We start from the raw sequence: 14,996 nt of genomic DNA, 5'->3' as shown, positions 1-14,996 counted from the left end.
AAATAGATATGAAAAAGAGCTTACTAGGATCATTTCTTTTGTTTCTGGCTTTATTCGCGCAGGCGCAGGATGCACGAACTGTTTTTATTAACATGCCCGATTCGCTGATGCCTTTGCTCACGAAAGTGAATAGAGAAGATTGCATTGATTTTCTTGATAGCAAAATGAGGGCGCAGGTGAAAAACAAGTTTGGTAATACGTCGGAAATGACAGATCTATCTGTTGATTACATTCGTATGAAGATGACTGAACAGAGTGATTGGCAAATGAAGTTGTTGGCTACCACAGATTCAACAAAGATTGTTTGCGCGATTTCTACAGCGTGCGCACCGGCTTGTGATAGCGAAATAAGGTTTTATACAACCGATTGGCAAGAACTACCCGCATCACAATTTATTCTATTGCCCGTTATGGATGATTTCTTTTTAAATCCAGATTCTACTAAACAGTTGGAATACACAGAGGCCAGAGATGCAGCTGACTTATTCTTGATGAAGGCTTCTTTAAATAAAGAAGATGATACGCTAACCTTTAGCATGACTACTACTGATTACTTGAGTCAGGAAATTGCTGATAAGGTGAAAAGCTTTTTATCTAAGCCTTTGGCTTTTGAGTGGGTTAGCGATAGAAAGATCTTCGTGAAACGTTAATTGTGGATATAAAAAAAGAGAATCTGTTTTCAGATTCTCTTTTGAGCGGAAGACGGGGCTCAAACCCGCGACCCTCAGCTTGGAAGGCTAATGCTCTATCAACTGAGCTACTTCCGCAATTAGAAGTGGGCAAAGATGGATTCGAACCACCGTAGGCGTAAGCCAGCAGATTTACAGTCTGCCCCATTTGGCCACTCTGGTATTTGCCCTTTGTTTTCTAATGCGGTGCAAAGATACGATTATTTATTTAAACTCCAAACAAAATCGATCATTTTTATTGCAGTAATTGCACATTCATCCCCTTTATTTCCTAGCTTTCCACCACTTCTGTCTTCTGCCTGCTCTAGGGTGTTAGTCGTTATCAATCCGTAAATGACTGGTATATCGCCAGTTACGTTTAAATGAGTAATGCCTTGAGTTACGCCCATGCAAACATAATCAAAATGTGGAGTGTCTCCTTTAATAACGCATCCGATAGCAATAACCGCATCGACCTCTGTGCTCTCAATCATTTGATTGGCACCAAAAGTTAATTCAAAGCTTCCGGGTACTGTTTTTACGAGAATGTTATCTTCCTTGACTCCGTGCTTTTTCAGTGTTGAAACTGCACCGTTTAACAGAGCGCCTGTTATTTGGCTATTCCATTCGGATACAACAATGCCGAATTTCATTTCAGAAGCATCAGGTACCGAGCTAAAGTCGTAATCTGATAAGTTATGATATGCTGTTGCCATAATCTGAATTATATTAATTTAATTAGTTGTATGAGTATGTTTTAAAATAAATAGCGCAGATCTTCGTAGATTCAGTATCTGCGGAAATCTGCGCTACACAATAAGTAATGGAACTTGCTTCTTATTTCTTCAGAAGTTTAGCACGCTCAATGTACTTATCAATATCCATAGCCTGATAAGACTGGAAATATTTATCTTTTATCTTTGTATAAGCAGTTACTGCATCATCAAATTTGCCTTGTTTAACCAATATTTCACCAGCCTGCATAAGGAAAATAGGGCTCAATGTATTATTGTCTGCCTCATCTGCTGCCTTCAGCAAGATAGAAGAGGCTTTATCTAATTGTCCAAGTTCGGCATAGCAGTTACCTGTTGCACCAAGAATAGCAGGAGCTACCATTTGATCATCACCGTCAAAACTTTCCAATTGTTTCAATGCTTCATCGTATTTACCTAAGTTCTTGTAACAGATACCGGCGTATGCTTTGGCCAGATTAGCTGTGGATGTCCCACTGAACTGATCTGCAATTTTTAGGAAACCTTGGTAACCCAAACTGTCACCATTCAGTGCAATATCATAAGCATCCTGCTCAAAATACTCCTGACCCTTGAAAATAGCGGCTTGAGCTTTTTCTTCACGAGGCTCAGCATATAAGTGTTTGTATGCTAAAGCACCGGCTACTAAAATAATAACGCCTGCAACAAAGCCAATAATTGCGGTTTTGTGTTTAACGATAAATGCTTCAGATACGCTCAATGCCTCTTCTACATTTAAGGATTCGTGGTGGTTCTTTTTATCTGCCATTTTATTTTAATATTTTTTTGTTGTTTTTCAAACCAGATATTTCGGTCAGCAAAAGTAGTTTTTTTATATATATAAAGGAAATTTAGAGCCATCTTTTTTTCTTTAGTAACCTAAAACCTCGAAATTCTTGCTACTTTTGTAACCTAAGTTTATGTTGCTTATGATTTTGAAACGAATTTCTATCTTAAATTATAAAAACCTGGAACAGGTTGAGTTGAACTTTTCTGCTAAGCTGAATTGCTTTTTCGGACAGAACGGAATGGGGAAGACCAACTTGCTCGATGCCATTTATTTTTTATCCTTCTGTAAAAGTGCCGCCAATCCGGTTGATTCGCAGAACATCCGACATGAGCAGGACTTTTTTGTTATCCAAGGTTTTTATGAAGCTGAGGATGGATCTCCTGAGGAAGTTTATTGTGGGATGAAGAAACGATCAAAAAAGCAATTTAAGCGAAATAAAAAGGAGTATTCCCGTTTGTCGGATCACATCGGATTTGTGCCATTGGTTATGGTTTCGCCTGCCGATGCCGATTTGATAGCTGGTGGCAGCGAAGAAAGACGGAGGTTTATGGATGTGGTTATTTCTCAATATGACAAAGATTATCTGGAAAATCTGATTCGTTATAATAAAGCCATGGCGCAACGTAACACGTTGTTGAAAAGTGAATTCCCGGTTGAGGAAGAACTTTTTTTTATTTGGGAAGAAGCAATGGCTACTGCCGGTGAAATGGTATGTCGTAAACGTGAGCAGTTTATACGTGAATTTATTCCCATCTTCCAGACTTTCTATTCTTTTATTTCACAAGACAAAGAGAAGGTGGGTTTGTCTTATGATTCACACGCCTCTGGCAACTCGTTGTTAGAAGTCATTAAAGAAAGCAGAGTGAAAGACCAAATTATGGGCTACTCTCTTAAGGGTATCCACAAAGACGAACTAAATATGTTGCTCGGTGATTTTCCTATAAAACGGGAAGGTTCGCAGGGGCAAAATAAAACATATCTCGTGGCCCTGAAACTGGCTCAGTTTGATTTTTTAAAAAGAACCGGAGGTTCTGTTCCCTTATTATTGCTCGATGATATATTTGATAAGCTGGATGCTTCACGAGTGGAACAAATTGTGAAACTAGTATCGGGTGACAGTTTTGGACAAATATTTATAACAGATACGAACCGGGAGCATTTAGATCAAATTCTTTTGAACTTGGAGAGTGATCATAGCATGTTTTTAGTTGAAAAGGGTGAGGTTCAATTGATGAAGGAGAACTGACATGAAAAGAAATGACGCAGAACAGATTGGAAAATTAATTCAGCAGTTTCTAAGACAGGAGAGTTTGGAGGCTCCGTTGAATGAACAGCGACTCATGGCCGCTTGGAAAGAGGTTTTGGGTCCTACCATAAATTTCTATACCAAAGAATTGTTTATAAAAAATCAGATATTGTATGTTCATCTGACTTCTTCAGTACTTCGCCAGGAGTTGATGATGGGGAGAGAAATTCTTGTTCGCAATTTAAATAATCACGTAGGGGCAACTGTTATCACAAACATCATCTTTCGTTAAACCTTTGGGCTTTATATCTCAGACGCTCCAACTATGATAGCATCCATTTTTACGTCAAATGAGTCGGCTGGTACTTTCTCTACCAATTGGAAAGGAAAGCAGATTCCGATTTTATAGGCTGCTAGTTGAGGAAGTATTTTGTCGTAATATCCTTTCCCATGCCCTAAACGATTTCTTTCCCGATCAAAAGCCACACCGGGAACAACCACTAAATCGATAGATGAATAATTGTCTAAAACAGTACCTATAGGTTCAAGAATGCCGTAAGGACCAGGTTTCATGCTATCAATTCCTTCGTAACTACGTATTTCCAATGTGTCACCCACTACTACGGGAAGCACTATTTGTTTGCTATCTGTCCACTTGTCAATAAAGCTGTGAGTGTATACTTCGTCTTTCATTGAATGATAGAGAAGTACGGTTTTTGCAGCTCGAAAAGCGGGGTGCTTTTCGAGCTGTAAAAGTATATCAGCAGAAAGATCTTTCAGCATAGAGGCGGAGTACTTGGCTTTCTCCTCTGCTATCAGCTTGCGCAGTTCTTTTTTTCTTTCTTTCATTTTTTATTTTTGGTTGGTTGGCATTAGCCGGTGCTTTAGGAAATGATTCTCCCTTTTCAAGAATTTGAATCGCTCTTTTTACAGTTGCATCGCTGTTGTTGAAGAACTTAATATAAGATTCTTTTCCAAGCATATTGTAAATGATATTGCCATAGATATTTCTTTCCAATAGTTTATGGGATTTCTGTATCAAAATATTTCTTCTTTTAATCCCTTTCGTTTCTGCGTAACGCACAAATTGTTCTACTATGTTTTGGCGACGAAGATACGACAGTAAGGTTGTCTCATCTTCAAATTGGGCCATTTTGTCTCTGTTTTTATCTGTGTACTGGAAGGTAAATTGAATGGTTAGTCCTTTGTTCAATACACTTGTTAAATAAGAGCTGACCCCTGTTGTGTCTTGTGGAACAAAAATATCGGGCATAATGCCTCCACCTCCGTATACAGGACGGCCTAGAGTGGTTGAATACCGTAATTTCTCATCCAGTTTGATACTGTCTCTGGAGAAGAATTCACCGTGTTCGTAACGAGTTAGCCAATCCATTTCATAATTCTGATCTTTTCCATTTTCATAAGGACGTTGTATGCAACGACCTGCGGGAGTATAATAACGAGCTATCGTAAGGCGTATAGCCGAACCGTCACTGAAATCTATAGGCTGCTGAACCAATCCTTTACCAAAAGAGCGTCTTCCGATGATAACCCCTCTGTCATTATCCTGAATAGCCCCTGCGAATATCTCACTGGCAGAAGCAGAACCTTCATCGACGAGTACTACAATAGGCATTTTCTGGCAACTGCCTGTGCCGTTAGCATATTCGTCGGTTCGTGGATATTTACGCCCTTGCGTATATACAATCAGCCGTCCTTCGGGCAGGAATTCGTTTACCATGCGAATGGCAGCTTCCATGTATCCGCCCGTATTGCCCCGTAAGTCAATAATCAGTCCTTTACAGTTCTTGTGACTGAGTTGGGCTATTGCATTTAACAATTCAACGTGTGTGGTGCGTCCAAACTTGCTTATTTGCACGTATCCAAAATTATCGGAAATCATATAAGCAGCATCAATTGTATTTTGAGGAATCTCTCCACGGATAATTGAAAAATGAAGAACCTCTTTTTCGCTCATTCGTTTAATACCTAATTTAACCTCACTGCCTTTAGGCCCTTTGAGCTTTCTCATGGCAAGTTCATTGGTTACTTTCTTTCCCACAAATGCCGTGTCGTTCACAGATACAATACGATCGCCTGCCATGAGCCCCACTTTTTCAGAAGGACCACCCTGAATAACACTGTTTACATGTATGGTGTCATCCTGAATGGTAAATTGAATGCCAATACCGCTAAAGCTTCCCTCTAATTCGGAGTTGACTTCCGCCAAATCTTTTGCCGGTATGTAAGTAGAGTGCGGATCCAGTTCTGCTAATATTTGCGGAAGTGCTTTCTCAACCAAATCGGTCATGTTTACCGTATCAACATACTGATCGTCAACGATTCGAAGCAAAGCATTTAGTTTGTTTGACGAGCTGTTGATGATGCCCAATCGGTTTCCGGCAAAATGTTTTGCATAGAAAGTTCCAATAAGAATTCCAATAACTACACTGATTGCAATTACAATGGGTATAAACCGTGAAGAGTTTTTTGTACGCATGTCCTTAATATAATTTGAACGTTTGTCCCTGATTACTTAGTCGGTTATGGAGTCACTTTTATCGGGGTTCAGGTAAATAACCTCGATGCCAGCCCTTTTTAATAAATTAATTCCGTCTTCTACCCGGTACTCCTTCGAGTACACAAGTCTTTTGATGCCTGCCTGAATGATTAATTTGGCACATTCAATGCATGGGGCATCGGTCACGTACATGGTAGCACCATCGCTACTGTTGTTTGAACGTGCTATTTTGGTTATGGCATTAGCTTCTGCATGCAATACGTAAGGTTTGGTTACGTTGTTTTCGTCTTCACAGATGTTTTCAAAACCCGACGGAGTTCCATTGTATCCGTCGGATATGATCATTTTATCCTTAACGATTAGCGCACCAACTTTGCGGCGCTCGCAATAAGAGTTTTCTGCCCATATTTTGGCCATGCGTATATAACGCATGTCTAATTCTAATTGTTTGTTTGGTGCTTCCATGTATTCTCAACTTTATTCTTGGACGTGAAACAATAAGCATCTTGTTCTTTGTCCTTCCTTAAAATAAATATACAGGTTGTTCTCGTCACCTTTGTAAGAAGTTGCGTTGTTCAAACCATTTAAAAAGGCCCTACCCAGTGCATCATTATCTGAAGTTGAAGATGGTTTAGCAGTAAAATAGTTGCTTTCAGCGTCTGCACTCCACGAACCGGTAAAAGAAGTACTGGCTGCTCTTCCGGATATGCCACCACTTATTGTCTTATTTGTGAGAACGCCTGTGAAAGTTATGGTGAAATTATTTTCAGCCTCTAATAACTTGATAGACGCTTCTTTGGCTTCGTTGCTACTCCAATAACCGGGGTTGCTTGAAGCATCATACGGATTACGAACAATATAAGTGCCACCATCCAACACATCCGTTAACTTCCAGGTTTTCCCAGTGAAGATTCTGACTACATCGTCACTCTCATTGCATCCGCAGAGCATGGGAAGTATACATAACAATATGAACAAACACCTGTTTTTCATTTTTTTATTTCTTTATTCCATTTCTAATCAGGAGAGCGTCAATAGTAGGTTCTTGTCCGCGGAATCGCTTGTAAAGCGTCATCGGATGCTCTGTTCCTCCTTTTGATAGAATGTTGTTACGGAATGACTGTGCAACTTCCTGATTAAATATTCCTTTTTGCATAAAAAGAGAGAAAGCATCGGCATCCAGAACCTCCGCCCATTTGTAACTGTAATACCCGGCAGAGTATCCTCCGGCGAATATGTGTGAGAACTGAGCGCTCATGCAAGTGCCCTCAACTACGGGTAAAATCTGCGCTTTCTCCCATGCCTTTTGTTCGTATGCCTTCACATCGCCGGTAAAAGGTGCGGTTCGGGTATACCAGCCCATGTCGAGTAAGCCGAAACTAACTTGGCGCAGACAAGCGTAAGCAACATTAAAGTTAGATGAATCTATAATGCGTTGCACCAAAGTGTCGGGAATTATCTCGCCAGTTTGATAATGTTTGGCAAAAGTGCTCAAGAAATCCTTTTCAACTGCAAAGTTCTCCATTATTTGCGATGGAAGTTCCACAAAGTCACGATAAACGCTTGTTCCGCTCAGACTCTCATAATGAGTGTTGGCAAAGATACCATGCAAACCGTGACCGAATTCATGAAGAAAAGTATTGACCTCATCGAATGTTAATAAAGCTGGTTTACTTTCGGTGGGTTTAGTGAAATTCATGACCAATGTTATGTGCGGACGACTGTTTTCTCCTGTTTGGTCATCAATCCATTGACCCTTAAAGCTGGTCATCCATGCACCGGCACGTTTACCGGCACGCGGGTGGAAGTCAGTATATAAAACAGCTAAGAAACTTCCGTCCTTATCCAATACCTCGTAAGCGTCAACATCCGGATGATAAACCGGGATTTCGTTATTTTTACGGAAAGTAATACCATATAATCGAGTGGCAAGTCCGAAGACACCTTCTTTTACATTACTCAATTCAAAGTAAGGGCGAAGCATCTCGTCGTTCAGGCTGAACTTTTTATTTTTCAATTGATCAGAATAGTATGACCAGTCCCAAGGCATGAGGCGAAACTCTTTACCCTGAGTACTACGCGCTAACTCCTGTACTTCATTATATTCTGCCTTAGCTGTAGGAGTATAGGCATCGAGTAGCTGATCCAATAACTTATAAACATTCTTACTGTTTTCGGCCATGCGCTCTTTCAACGTATAATCCGCATAGCTTTTATATCCTAGCAATTGAGCTATTTGCATACGTATGTTCACTAAATCTTTAACGATTTCAAGCGTGTTGAATTCATTGTCTTTAGTACATTTGGTATTATATGCCATGTAGAGTTCTTTTCGTAGCTCACGGTTACTTGCATAAGTCATAAAAGGAACATAACTAGGTGCATGAAGAGTGATGACCCAACCTTCAACTCCTTTTTCGCGGGCTGTTTGTGCGGCTGCTTCAACAATCCCCTCGGGTAATCCGGCTAGTTGTTCCTTTTGTGTGAGAACCAGTTGGAAGTTGTTTGTTTCTTTCAGGTTGTTCTCTCCAAATTGAAGCGTTAATGTGCTGAGTTTTTTACTTAACTCTCTGTATTTATTGCGTGCTTCTCCTTGTAGGTTGGCTCCCCGTCGCACAAAACCATCGTAGATGTCATCCAACAATTTAGCTTGCTCAATGGTCAGCGACAATTTACTTTTTTGCTTATAAACCGCTTTTACGCGTTGAAATAACTTTTCATTCAAGCTGATGTTATTGCTGTGCTCGCTTAATAAAGGAATCATTTTTTGAGCAATCTTTTGCAAATCATCATTCGTTTCAGCGCTACGAAGATTTCCAAATACCGTAGTAACTCTATCCAGGAATTTTCCGGATTTTTCATAAGCTACTATTGTGTTGGCAAAAGTGGGTGCTTCAGGGTTATTGATGATGGCCTCAATCTCTGCTTCATGAAGTTTTATTCCTTCGAGCATGGCCGGTTCATAATGTTCATTTTTTATTTTATCAAACGGTACGGTTTGATGCGGAGTATTATACTTTTCGAAAAAAGGATTTTGGGCATTTATCATATTTACAGTGCAAAATAAAAAAAGAGATAGTGCAATTCGTCTCATATAATCCGTAGATTAATTGTTTATACTTATTTTCAAGATACAAACATACTAAAATTGTGCTTTATTTAAGCTGATAAGAATAGTTTTTTAACAAAGTATTAGGTAAGTTGCAAAAAAAAACTGCTTCGGAAGCTCCGAAGCAGTTTCATTATAAGTAATACAGCGTATAATTACTTGTTGTTAACTGAAGCCATGTAAGCTACCAAGTCAAGAACTTTGTTGCTATAGCCAATTTCGTTGTCATACCAAGATACAACTTTAACGAAAGTATCAGTTAAAGCGATACCTGCTTTAGCATCGAAGATAGAAGTACGAGGATCGCCTAAGAAGTCAGAAGAAACAACTGCATCTTCTGTGTAACCAAGGATACCTTTCAATTCGCCTTCAGAAGCTTCTTTCATTGCTGCACAGATTTCTGCGTAAGTTGCAGGTTTTGCTAAGTTTACAGTTAAGTCAACTACAGAAACGTCCAAAGTAGGAACGCGCATTGACATACCTGTCAGTTTACCGTTAAGTGCAGGAATTACTTTACCTACAGCTTTAGCAGCACCAGTTGATGAAGGGATGATGTTGCCAGCAGCAGCACGTCCACCTCTCCAGTCTTTCAAAGAAGGACCGTCAACTGTTTTTTGAGTTGCAGTAGTTGAGTGAACTGTAGTCATCAAACCGTCTGTGATACCGAATTTGTCATTCAATACTTTAGCGATAGGAGCCAAACAGTTAGTAGTACAAGATGCATTAGAAACGAATGTTTCACCAGCGTAAGTCTTTTCGTTAACACCGCAAACGAACATAGGGGTATCGTCTTTTGAAGGAGCAGACATCACTACGTATTTTGCACCTGCATCGATGTGACCCTGTGCTTTTTCTTTTGATAAGAATAAACCAGTAGATTCTACAACGTATTCAGCAGCAACTTCGTTCCATTTCAGATCTGCAGGGTTTCTTTCAGCTGTGATGCGGATAGCTTTACCGTTAACGATTAACTGGTTTTTTTCTACGTCAGCTTCGATTGTACCTTTGAACTGACCATGTACAGTATCGTACTTCAGCATGTAAGCCAAGTAATCAACAGGGCAAAGGTCATTAATACCTACGATTTCAATGTCATTTCTTGTTTGAGCAGCACGGAAAACGAAACGTCCGATACGGCCAAATCCATTAATACCTACTTTAATCATTTTGTTTAAACTTTTAAGGGTTCTAATAATATTTATTCAAAATATGTAGAAAGACTTCATATTTCAACTTAATGCGGTGCAAAATTAAAAAAATGTTTTTATATTAGTGCACAAATTAATATTAAAAACAAAAAAAATGGGAAAAAACAATTTGCTTCAGGATTTTAAATCTTTTGCCATGAAGGGCAATGTGATTGATTTGGCAGTCGGTGTAATCATTGGCGGTGCATTTGGCAAAATAGTATCTTCTGTTGTTGCAGATGTGATTATGCCACCCATCGGTTTGCTGGTTGGAGGTGTTAACTTTGTAGATTTGAAATGGGTAATGAAAGCGGCCGAAATAGGTGCCGATGGAAAAGAAGCAGCAGCCGTTACATTAAACTATGGTAACTTTTTGCAGGCGACTTTTGATTTTATCATTATCGCATTCTCCATTTTTATGTTTATTAAACTTATAAATAAGATGTCACGCAAACAGGAAGCGGTCGAACAAACGCCTCCACCGCCTCCAGCGCCAAGTAAAGAAGAGCTATTGTTGACTGAAATTCGCGATTTACTGAAAGAAAAGAAGTAAAATCGTGATATTTTGCGTACTTTTGTGCGCAAACTTCAAAACATATCTTCTATATGCAAGAAAAAATTATTATACTTGATTTCGGTTCTCAAACTACACAGCTTATTGGACGCAGGGTTCGCGAGCTCGACACTTATTGCGAAATTGTACCTTATAATAAGTTTCCCAAAGAAGATCCGAGCGTAAAAGGGGTTATCCTGTCGGGTAGTCCTTTCTCTGTTTATGACGATGCAGCGTTTAAAATTAATATGGAAGGGATATGGGGAAAATACCCTATATTGGGAATTTGCTACGGCGCGCAATTTATTTCGTACGTCAATGGAGGCAAAGTAGAGCCTGCCGGCACACGTGAATACGGTCGTGCTCACTTGGCAAGTCTTGATTCCGGTAACATTCTGTTTAAAGGGGTGAGAAACAATTCACAAGTCTGGATGAGTCACGGTGATACGATTACTGCCATACCCGATAATTTCAAAATTATTGCTTCGACTGACAAAGTTGCTATTGCTGCTTATGAAGTAGCCGATGCAAAGGTGTGGGGAGTTCAGTTTCATCCCGAGGTTTTTCATACGGAAGACGGAACGCAAATCTTAAAAAACTTTGTGGTTGATGTGTGCGGATGTAAACAGGACTGGTCGCCTGCTTCTTTTATTGAAAGCACAGTGGCTGAATTGAAAGCGCAATTAGGTGATGATAAAGTTGTTTTAGGGCTAAGCGGCGGTGTTGATTCATCCGTAGCTGCCGTTTTGCTTCATAAAGCCATAGGTGGTAACCTGACTTGTATCTTTGTAGATCACGGTATGTTGCGTAAGAATGAATATGCTAATGTCTTGAATGACTATAAATGTCTGGGACTAAATGTAATTGGAGTTGATGCCAGCGAGAAATTTTTTAGTGAATTGGCAGGAGTATCCGAGCCTGAAGCTAAGAGAAAGATTATAGGCAAAGGCTTTATCGATGTTTTCGATGTGGAAGCTCACAAGATAAAGGATGTAAAATGGCTTGCGCAAGGTACTATTTATCCGGATTGCATTGAGTCTCTTTCAATAACCGGTACGGTTATTAAAAGCCACCACAATGTAGGCGGTTTGCCCGAGAAGATGAATTTGAAGTTATGCGAACCTTTACGTTTACTGTTTAAGGACGAGGTAAGAAGAGTTGGACGTGAGTTGGGTATGCCGGAGCATCTCATTAAACGCCATCCGTTCCCCGGACCTGGGCTGGCAGTACGTATCTTAGGAGATATTACGCCGGAAAAGGTGCGTATTTTGCAAGATGCTGATGATATATTCATTCAAGGCTTGCGTGATTGGGACCTTTATGATCAGGTGTGGCAGGCCGGCGTCATTTTATTGCCCGTCCAATCAGTTGGAGTGATGGGCGATGAACGTACGTATGAAAGAGCGGTTGCTCTTCGTGCAGTTACATCCACTGATGCTATGACGGCCGATTGGGCTCACCTTCCTTACGAATTTCTGGGGAAAGTATCCAATGACATCATTAATAAGGTGAAAGGCGTTAATCGTGTAACGTATGACATTAGTTCAAAACCACCTGCAACCATTGAATGGGAGTAAGTGAAAATGTATAGAATATAATAAAAAGAGACCGGATTCTTTCGTATGTCGAAAAGATCCGGTCTCTTTTTATGTTGCTACTAAGTACTCAATCACTCGTCTTTGTGCTCATCAACCCATAAGACCAATTTTTCTAAATCAAAAATCTGAATGGTGCTTCTGCCAATGGTAAGCAATCCGGCTTCTTCAAACTTTCTCAGCTCTTTGGAAACGCTTAACCTCGTTTCATCAATGTATTCGGCAAAGTCTTCCATGCGTATTTTTAATAACTTCTCGCCCATAATCTTTTCAGAGCGCATCACAATGAAGTCTAAAATTTGTTGGGCCACATTTTTAACACTTGATTCCCAAGTCCGTTTATAATACAACTGTGCCCTGCTACTAATTATGTTCAGGTAATTGATTCGGAATATTTCGTATTTTGAAAGTTCCTCTAAAACAAAAGGTTTATCAATGCTAATGATATTGACCTCTCCTTCAGCCATATAAGTAGAGTTATACGCCACTTCCATTCCAAAAAGCGAATGGGGCTCAATAAGGTAGGGTGCTTCAATATACTCTATATATGTATATACTTTATCTGCCGAAATAGTGTTCGAAGAAATTTTTCCCTTTAACAGGAAAACCAATTTATCACAAACGTCACCTTGAGTAAGGATTGTGTCTCCTGCCTGATATTTGGCAAAGTGTATCTTTACTTTTTCAAGTATTTCCGTAAAGTCATTGTGGCAAAGGCCTTGAAATAAAGGCAACTGAAGAAGTGTGTCGTACATTGTTTCCATAAAGGTTTTTTTTATTTTAGACAAATGTAAGTAAAATAGATTCCTTTTGTTATTATTAAGTTCAGTTTTTTGTTTTTTTATCATTTCTTAAGTTTGCAGCTATATTGTATTGTTTCTGCATAAAAATTACCTATATTTGCAATCAAAAAGGAGGTAATATGTTTATAGGATTCGATCTTCAGGAGCTTGTCAGTGCTTTTATTGTATTATTCGCCGTAATTGATATTATTGGCTCAATTCCTATTATCATTAATCTCAAACAAAGAGGGAAGGGAGTTAATGCCATGAAAGCTACGGTTATATCATTTCTTCTTCTGCTTGGCTTCTTTTATGCGGGAGATATGATGCTGAAGCTTTTTCATGTTGACATTGCCTCGTTTGCCGTTGCAGGTGCTTTCGTCATTTTCCTGATGTCATTGGAAATGTTGCTCGATGTAGAGATTTTCAAGAATCAAGGACCTATTAAAGAAGCAACATTGGTGCCGTTGGTTTTCCCTTTGTTGGCTGGGGCTGGTGCATTTACAACTCTTTTGTCACTTCGGGCCGAGTATGATAGCTTTAATATCATTCTGGCTTTGATACTTAACATGGTTTGGGTTTATTTTGTGGTTAAGATGACTGACCGGGTGGAACGATTTCTGGGAAAAGGAGGGATTTATATCATCCGAAAATTCTTTGGAATTATTTTGTTAGCTATCTCTGTCAGACTGTTTACTGCCAACATAACCTTGCTTATGGAGGCTCTCAACAAATAGATATTTTTTTTCCACGTCAAGAAATTCTTTATACACCCGGGTGTAGGGTCTTTGTAGACCGGGGTGTACAAAGGCTGTACATGGGGGTGTACAAACTGTGTACACCGGGGTGGAGACGAAATTTACTCACCTGCAAAATAAATCGTAGAAGCATGCCGATTAAAACTCTTATATATAAAAGCTAAATAGTGATATGTTTGTAAGGAATCACTGTCGAAAAGTTGGTGACACTTGGTGATACTTGGTGACACTTTTTTTTAGCCAAGTGTCACACGGAATGCTCTGATTGTCAATTTGTTATAAGATTGGTGATACTTGGTGATACTTTTTTTCATGCATTTCATGTAGCGTCTTGCTCATTTCGGTCACTTTCTTCTTCCGTTTCAATGTCAGTGTTACTTTCTTCATCATCGGTTATGATCCTTTTTTGTGGACCGTAGCTCTTGAAAAGTAATGCGAGTATCATTCCGGTTATTCCTCCGCTTAAATGACCTTCCCAAGAAATATTGGCTTTCACAAAGAACGGAAACATACTCCACACAATGCCCCCGTATAGAAATGTAATCAGGAGCGAAATGGCAATCAATGGAGGGTACTTGCGGATTACACCGCTAAGGAAAAGGAAAAAGACCAACCCGTAAATGAGTCCGCTAGCACCGATATGCCAACCGGGACTTCCTATGATGAAAGTAAAACAACCACTGCTTATCCATAAGGCAGTAAGTATCTGGATTGCTATGGAATGATAGAAATAAAATAAACACCACGTAAGAAATAAAAGCGGGAAACTATTAGCTATTAAATGGCTGAAGCTACTGTGAACCAACGGAGAAGTTATAATTCCTACGACTCCTTTGACGTGTAAAGGGTATATGCCAAAGTGTGACAAATCCCATCCCATACCTACTTCCAATATCTTAATAGCGTATAGCATCAAAAGTAAAAGCAACGGAATAACCAGAGAAAGAATTAATCTTTGTATTTCAACTTTCATAATCGTCTTTTTATGTGATTGGCTACACAATGCTACGAATATTTACAATAAAAATGAAAATA

At 39.4% G+C, this 14,996-nt stretch carries 16 protein-coding genes and 2 tRNA genes; 6 read left to right on the top strand and 12 right to left on the bottom strand.

Going from position 1 to position 14,996, the window contains the following annotated elements; all coding sequences use genetic code 11:
* Nucleotides 1–8 precede the first annotated feature (8 nt).
* Nucleotides 9–650 (top strand): DUF3256 family protein, encoded by a 642-nt coding sequence (locus tag ACKPCE_RS01140; protein WP_319503894.1) that lies wholly within the window; start codon nucleotides 9–11, stop codon nucleotides 648–650.
* A gap of 44 nt (nucleotides 651–694) precedes the next feature.
* Here the strand turns inward: ACKPCE_RS01140 and ACKPCE_RS01135 are convergent.
* The 4 genes from ACKPCE_RS01135 to ACKPCE_RS01120 all read right to left on the bottom strand — a co-directional run bounded on the left by ACKPCE_RS01135 (nucleotide 695) and on the right by ACKPCE_RS01120 (nucleotide 2,189).
* Nucleotides 695–767, bottom strand: a tRNA-Gly gene (locus ACKPCE_RS01135).
* A 9-nt stretch (nucleotides 768–776) separates the two neighbouring features.
* A tRNA-Tyr gene (locus ACKPCE_RS01130) sits at nucleotides 777–859 on the bottom strand.
* Nucleotides 860–889: 30 nt separating this feature from the next.
* Complete coding sequence (ribH, locus tag ACKPCE_RS01125; RefSeq protein WP_024996285.1) at nucleotides 890–1,384, bottom strand: 6,7-dimethyl-8-ribityllumazine synthase; 495 nt, start codon at nucleotides 1,382–1,384, stop codon at nucleotides 890–892.
* A 121-nt stretch (nucleotides 1,385–1,505) separates the two neighbouring features.
* Nucleotides 1,506–2,189, bottom strand: coding sequence for a tetratricopeptide repeat protein (locus tag ACKPCE_RS01120; protein ID WP_319503893.1), 684 nt, complete (start codon nucleotides 2,187–2,189; stop codon nucleotides 1,506–1,508).
* A gap of 160 nt (nucleotides 2,190–2,349) precedes the next feature.
* Here ACKPCE_RS01120 and recF point away from each other — a divergent pair, with 160 nt between their 5' ends.
* Together recF and ACKPCE_RS01110 are read left to right on the top strand one after the other, a co-directional pair.
* Nucleotides 2,350–3,456, top strand: a complete 1,107-nt coding sequence (recF, locus tag ACKPCE_RS01115; RefSeq protein ID WP_319503892.1) for a DNA replication/repair protein RecF — start codon at nucleotides 2,350–2,352, stop codon at nucleotides 3,454–3,456.
* A 1-nt stretch (nucleotide 3,457) separates the two neighbouring features.
* On the top strand, nucleotides 3,458–3,748 hold the full coding sequence (locus ACKPCE_RS01110) for a DciA family protein (protein ID WP_276965352.1): 291 nt from the start codon (nucleotides 3,458–3,460) through the stop codon (nucleotides 3,746–3,748).
* 11 nt (nucleotides 3,749–3,759) lie between these two features.
* On the opposite strand, the gene ACKPCE_RS01105 is transcribed toward ACKPCE_RS01110, so the two are convergent.
* The 6 genes from ACKPCE_RS01105 to gap all read right to left on the bottom strand — a co-directional run bounded on the left by ACKPCE_RS01105 (nucleotide 3,760) and on the right by gap (nucleotide 10,252).
* Entirely contained in the window at nucleotides 3,760–4,305 is a 546-nt protein-coding gene (locus tag ACKPCE_RS01105) for a 5-formyltetrahydrofolate cyclo-ligase (protein ID WP_319503891.1), read from the bottom strand.
* Nucleotides 4,217–5,956, bottom strand: coding sequence for a S41 family peptidase (locus ACKPCE_RS01100; RefSeq protein WP_319503890.1), 1,740 nt, complete (start codon nucleotides 5,954–5,956; stop codon nucleotides 4,217–4,219). Before ACKPCE_RS01100 ends, ACKPCE_RS01105 begins: the two co-directional genes overlap by 89 nt.
* Nucleotides 5,957–5,992: 36 nt before the next feature.
* Nucleotides 5,993–6,442 (bottom strand): deoxycytidylate deaminase, encoded by a 450-nt coding sequence (locus tag ACKPCE_RS01095; RefSeq protein WP_024996279.1) that lies wholly within the window; start codon nucleotides 6,440–6,442, stop codon nucleotides 5,993–5,995.
* A gap of 12 nt (nucleotides 6,443–6,454) precedes the next feature.
* Nucleotides 6,455–6,970, bottom strand: a complete 516-nt coding sequence (locus tag ACKPCE_RS01090) for a DUF4847 family protein (protein WP_277638870.1) — start codon at nucleotides 6,968–6,970, stop codon at nucleotides 6,455–6,457.
* A gap of 4 nt (nucleotides 6,971–6,974) precedes the next feature.
* Entirely contained in the window at nucleotides 6,975–9,071 is a 2,097-nt protein-coding gene (locus ACKPCE_RS01085; RefSeq protein WP_319503889.1) for a M3 family metallopeptidase, read from the bottom strand.
* A 170-nt stretch (nucleotides 9,072–9,241) separates the two neighbouring features.
* Nucleotides 9,242–10,252, bottom strand: coding sequence for a type I glyceraldehyde-3-phosphate dehydrogenase (gap, locus tag ACKPCE_RS01080; RefSeq protein ID WP_024996276.1), 1,011 nt, complete (start codon nucleotides 10,250–10,252; stop codon nucleotides 9,242–9,244).
* A gap of 136 nt (nucleotides 10,253–10,388) precedes the next feature.
* Here gap and mscL point away from each other — a divergent pair, with 136 nt between their 5' ends.
* Together mscL and guaA are read left to right on the top strand one after the other, a co-directional pair.
* Complete coding sequence (gene mscL, locus ACKPCE_RS01075; RefSeq protein WP_276965342.1) at nucleotides 10,389–10,826, top strand: large-conductance mechanosensitive channel protein MscL; 438 nt, start codon at nucleotides 10,389–10,391, stop codon at nucleotides 10,824–10,826.
* A 53-nt stretch (nucleotides 10,827–10,879) separates the two neighbouring features.
* Complete coding sequence (gene guaA, locus ACKPCE_RS01070; RefSeq protein ID WP_319503888.1) at nucleotides 10,880–12,403, top strand: glutamine-hydrolyzing GMP synthase; 1,524 nt, start codon at nucleotides 10,880–10,882, stop codon at nucleotides 12,401–12,403.
* A gap of 92 nt (nucleotides 12,404–12,495) precedes the next feature.
* Here the strand turns inward: guaA and ACKPCE_RS01065 are convergent, their stop codons facing one another.
* Nucleotides 12,496–13,185, bottom strand: a complete 690-nt coding sequence (locus ACKPCE_RS01065) for a Crp/Fnr family transcriptional regulator (RefSeq protein WP_319503887.1) — start codon at nucleotides 13,183–13,185, stop codon at nucleotides 12,496–12,498.
* 158 nt (nucleotides 13,186–13,343) lie between these two features.
* On the opposite strand from ACKPCE_RS01065, the gene ACKPCE_RS01060 reads away from it, so the two are divergent.
* On the top strand, nucleotides 13,344–13,940 hold the full coding sequence (locus tag ACKPCE_RS01060) for a MarC family protein (protein WP_319503886.1): 597 nt from the start codon (nucleotides 13,344–13,346) through the stop codon (nucleotides 13,938–13,940).
* A 340-nt stretch (nucleotides 13,941–14,280) separates the two neighbouring features.
* Here ACKPCE_RS01060 and ACKPCE_RS01055 read toward each other — a convergent pair whose 3' ends face one another.
* Nucleotides 14,281–14,934: a rhomboid family intramembrane serine protease gene (locus tag ACKPCE_RS01055; protein WP_319503885.1), complete on the bottom strand. Its 654-nt coding sequence runs from the start codon at nucleotides 14,932–14,934 to the stop codon at nucleotides 14,281–14,283.
* Nucleotides 14,935–14,996: the final 62 nt, after the last annotated feature.

The organism is Bacteroides graminisolvens (assembly GCF_963666085.1).
Taxonomy (GTDB): Bacteria; Bacteroidota; Bacteroidia; order Bacteroidales; family Bacteroidaceae; genus Bacteroides; species Bacteroides graminisolvens.
This window is presented reverse-complemented; position numbering and strand designations above follow the sequence as displayed.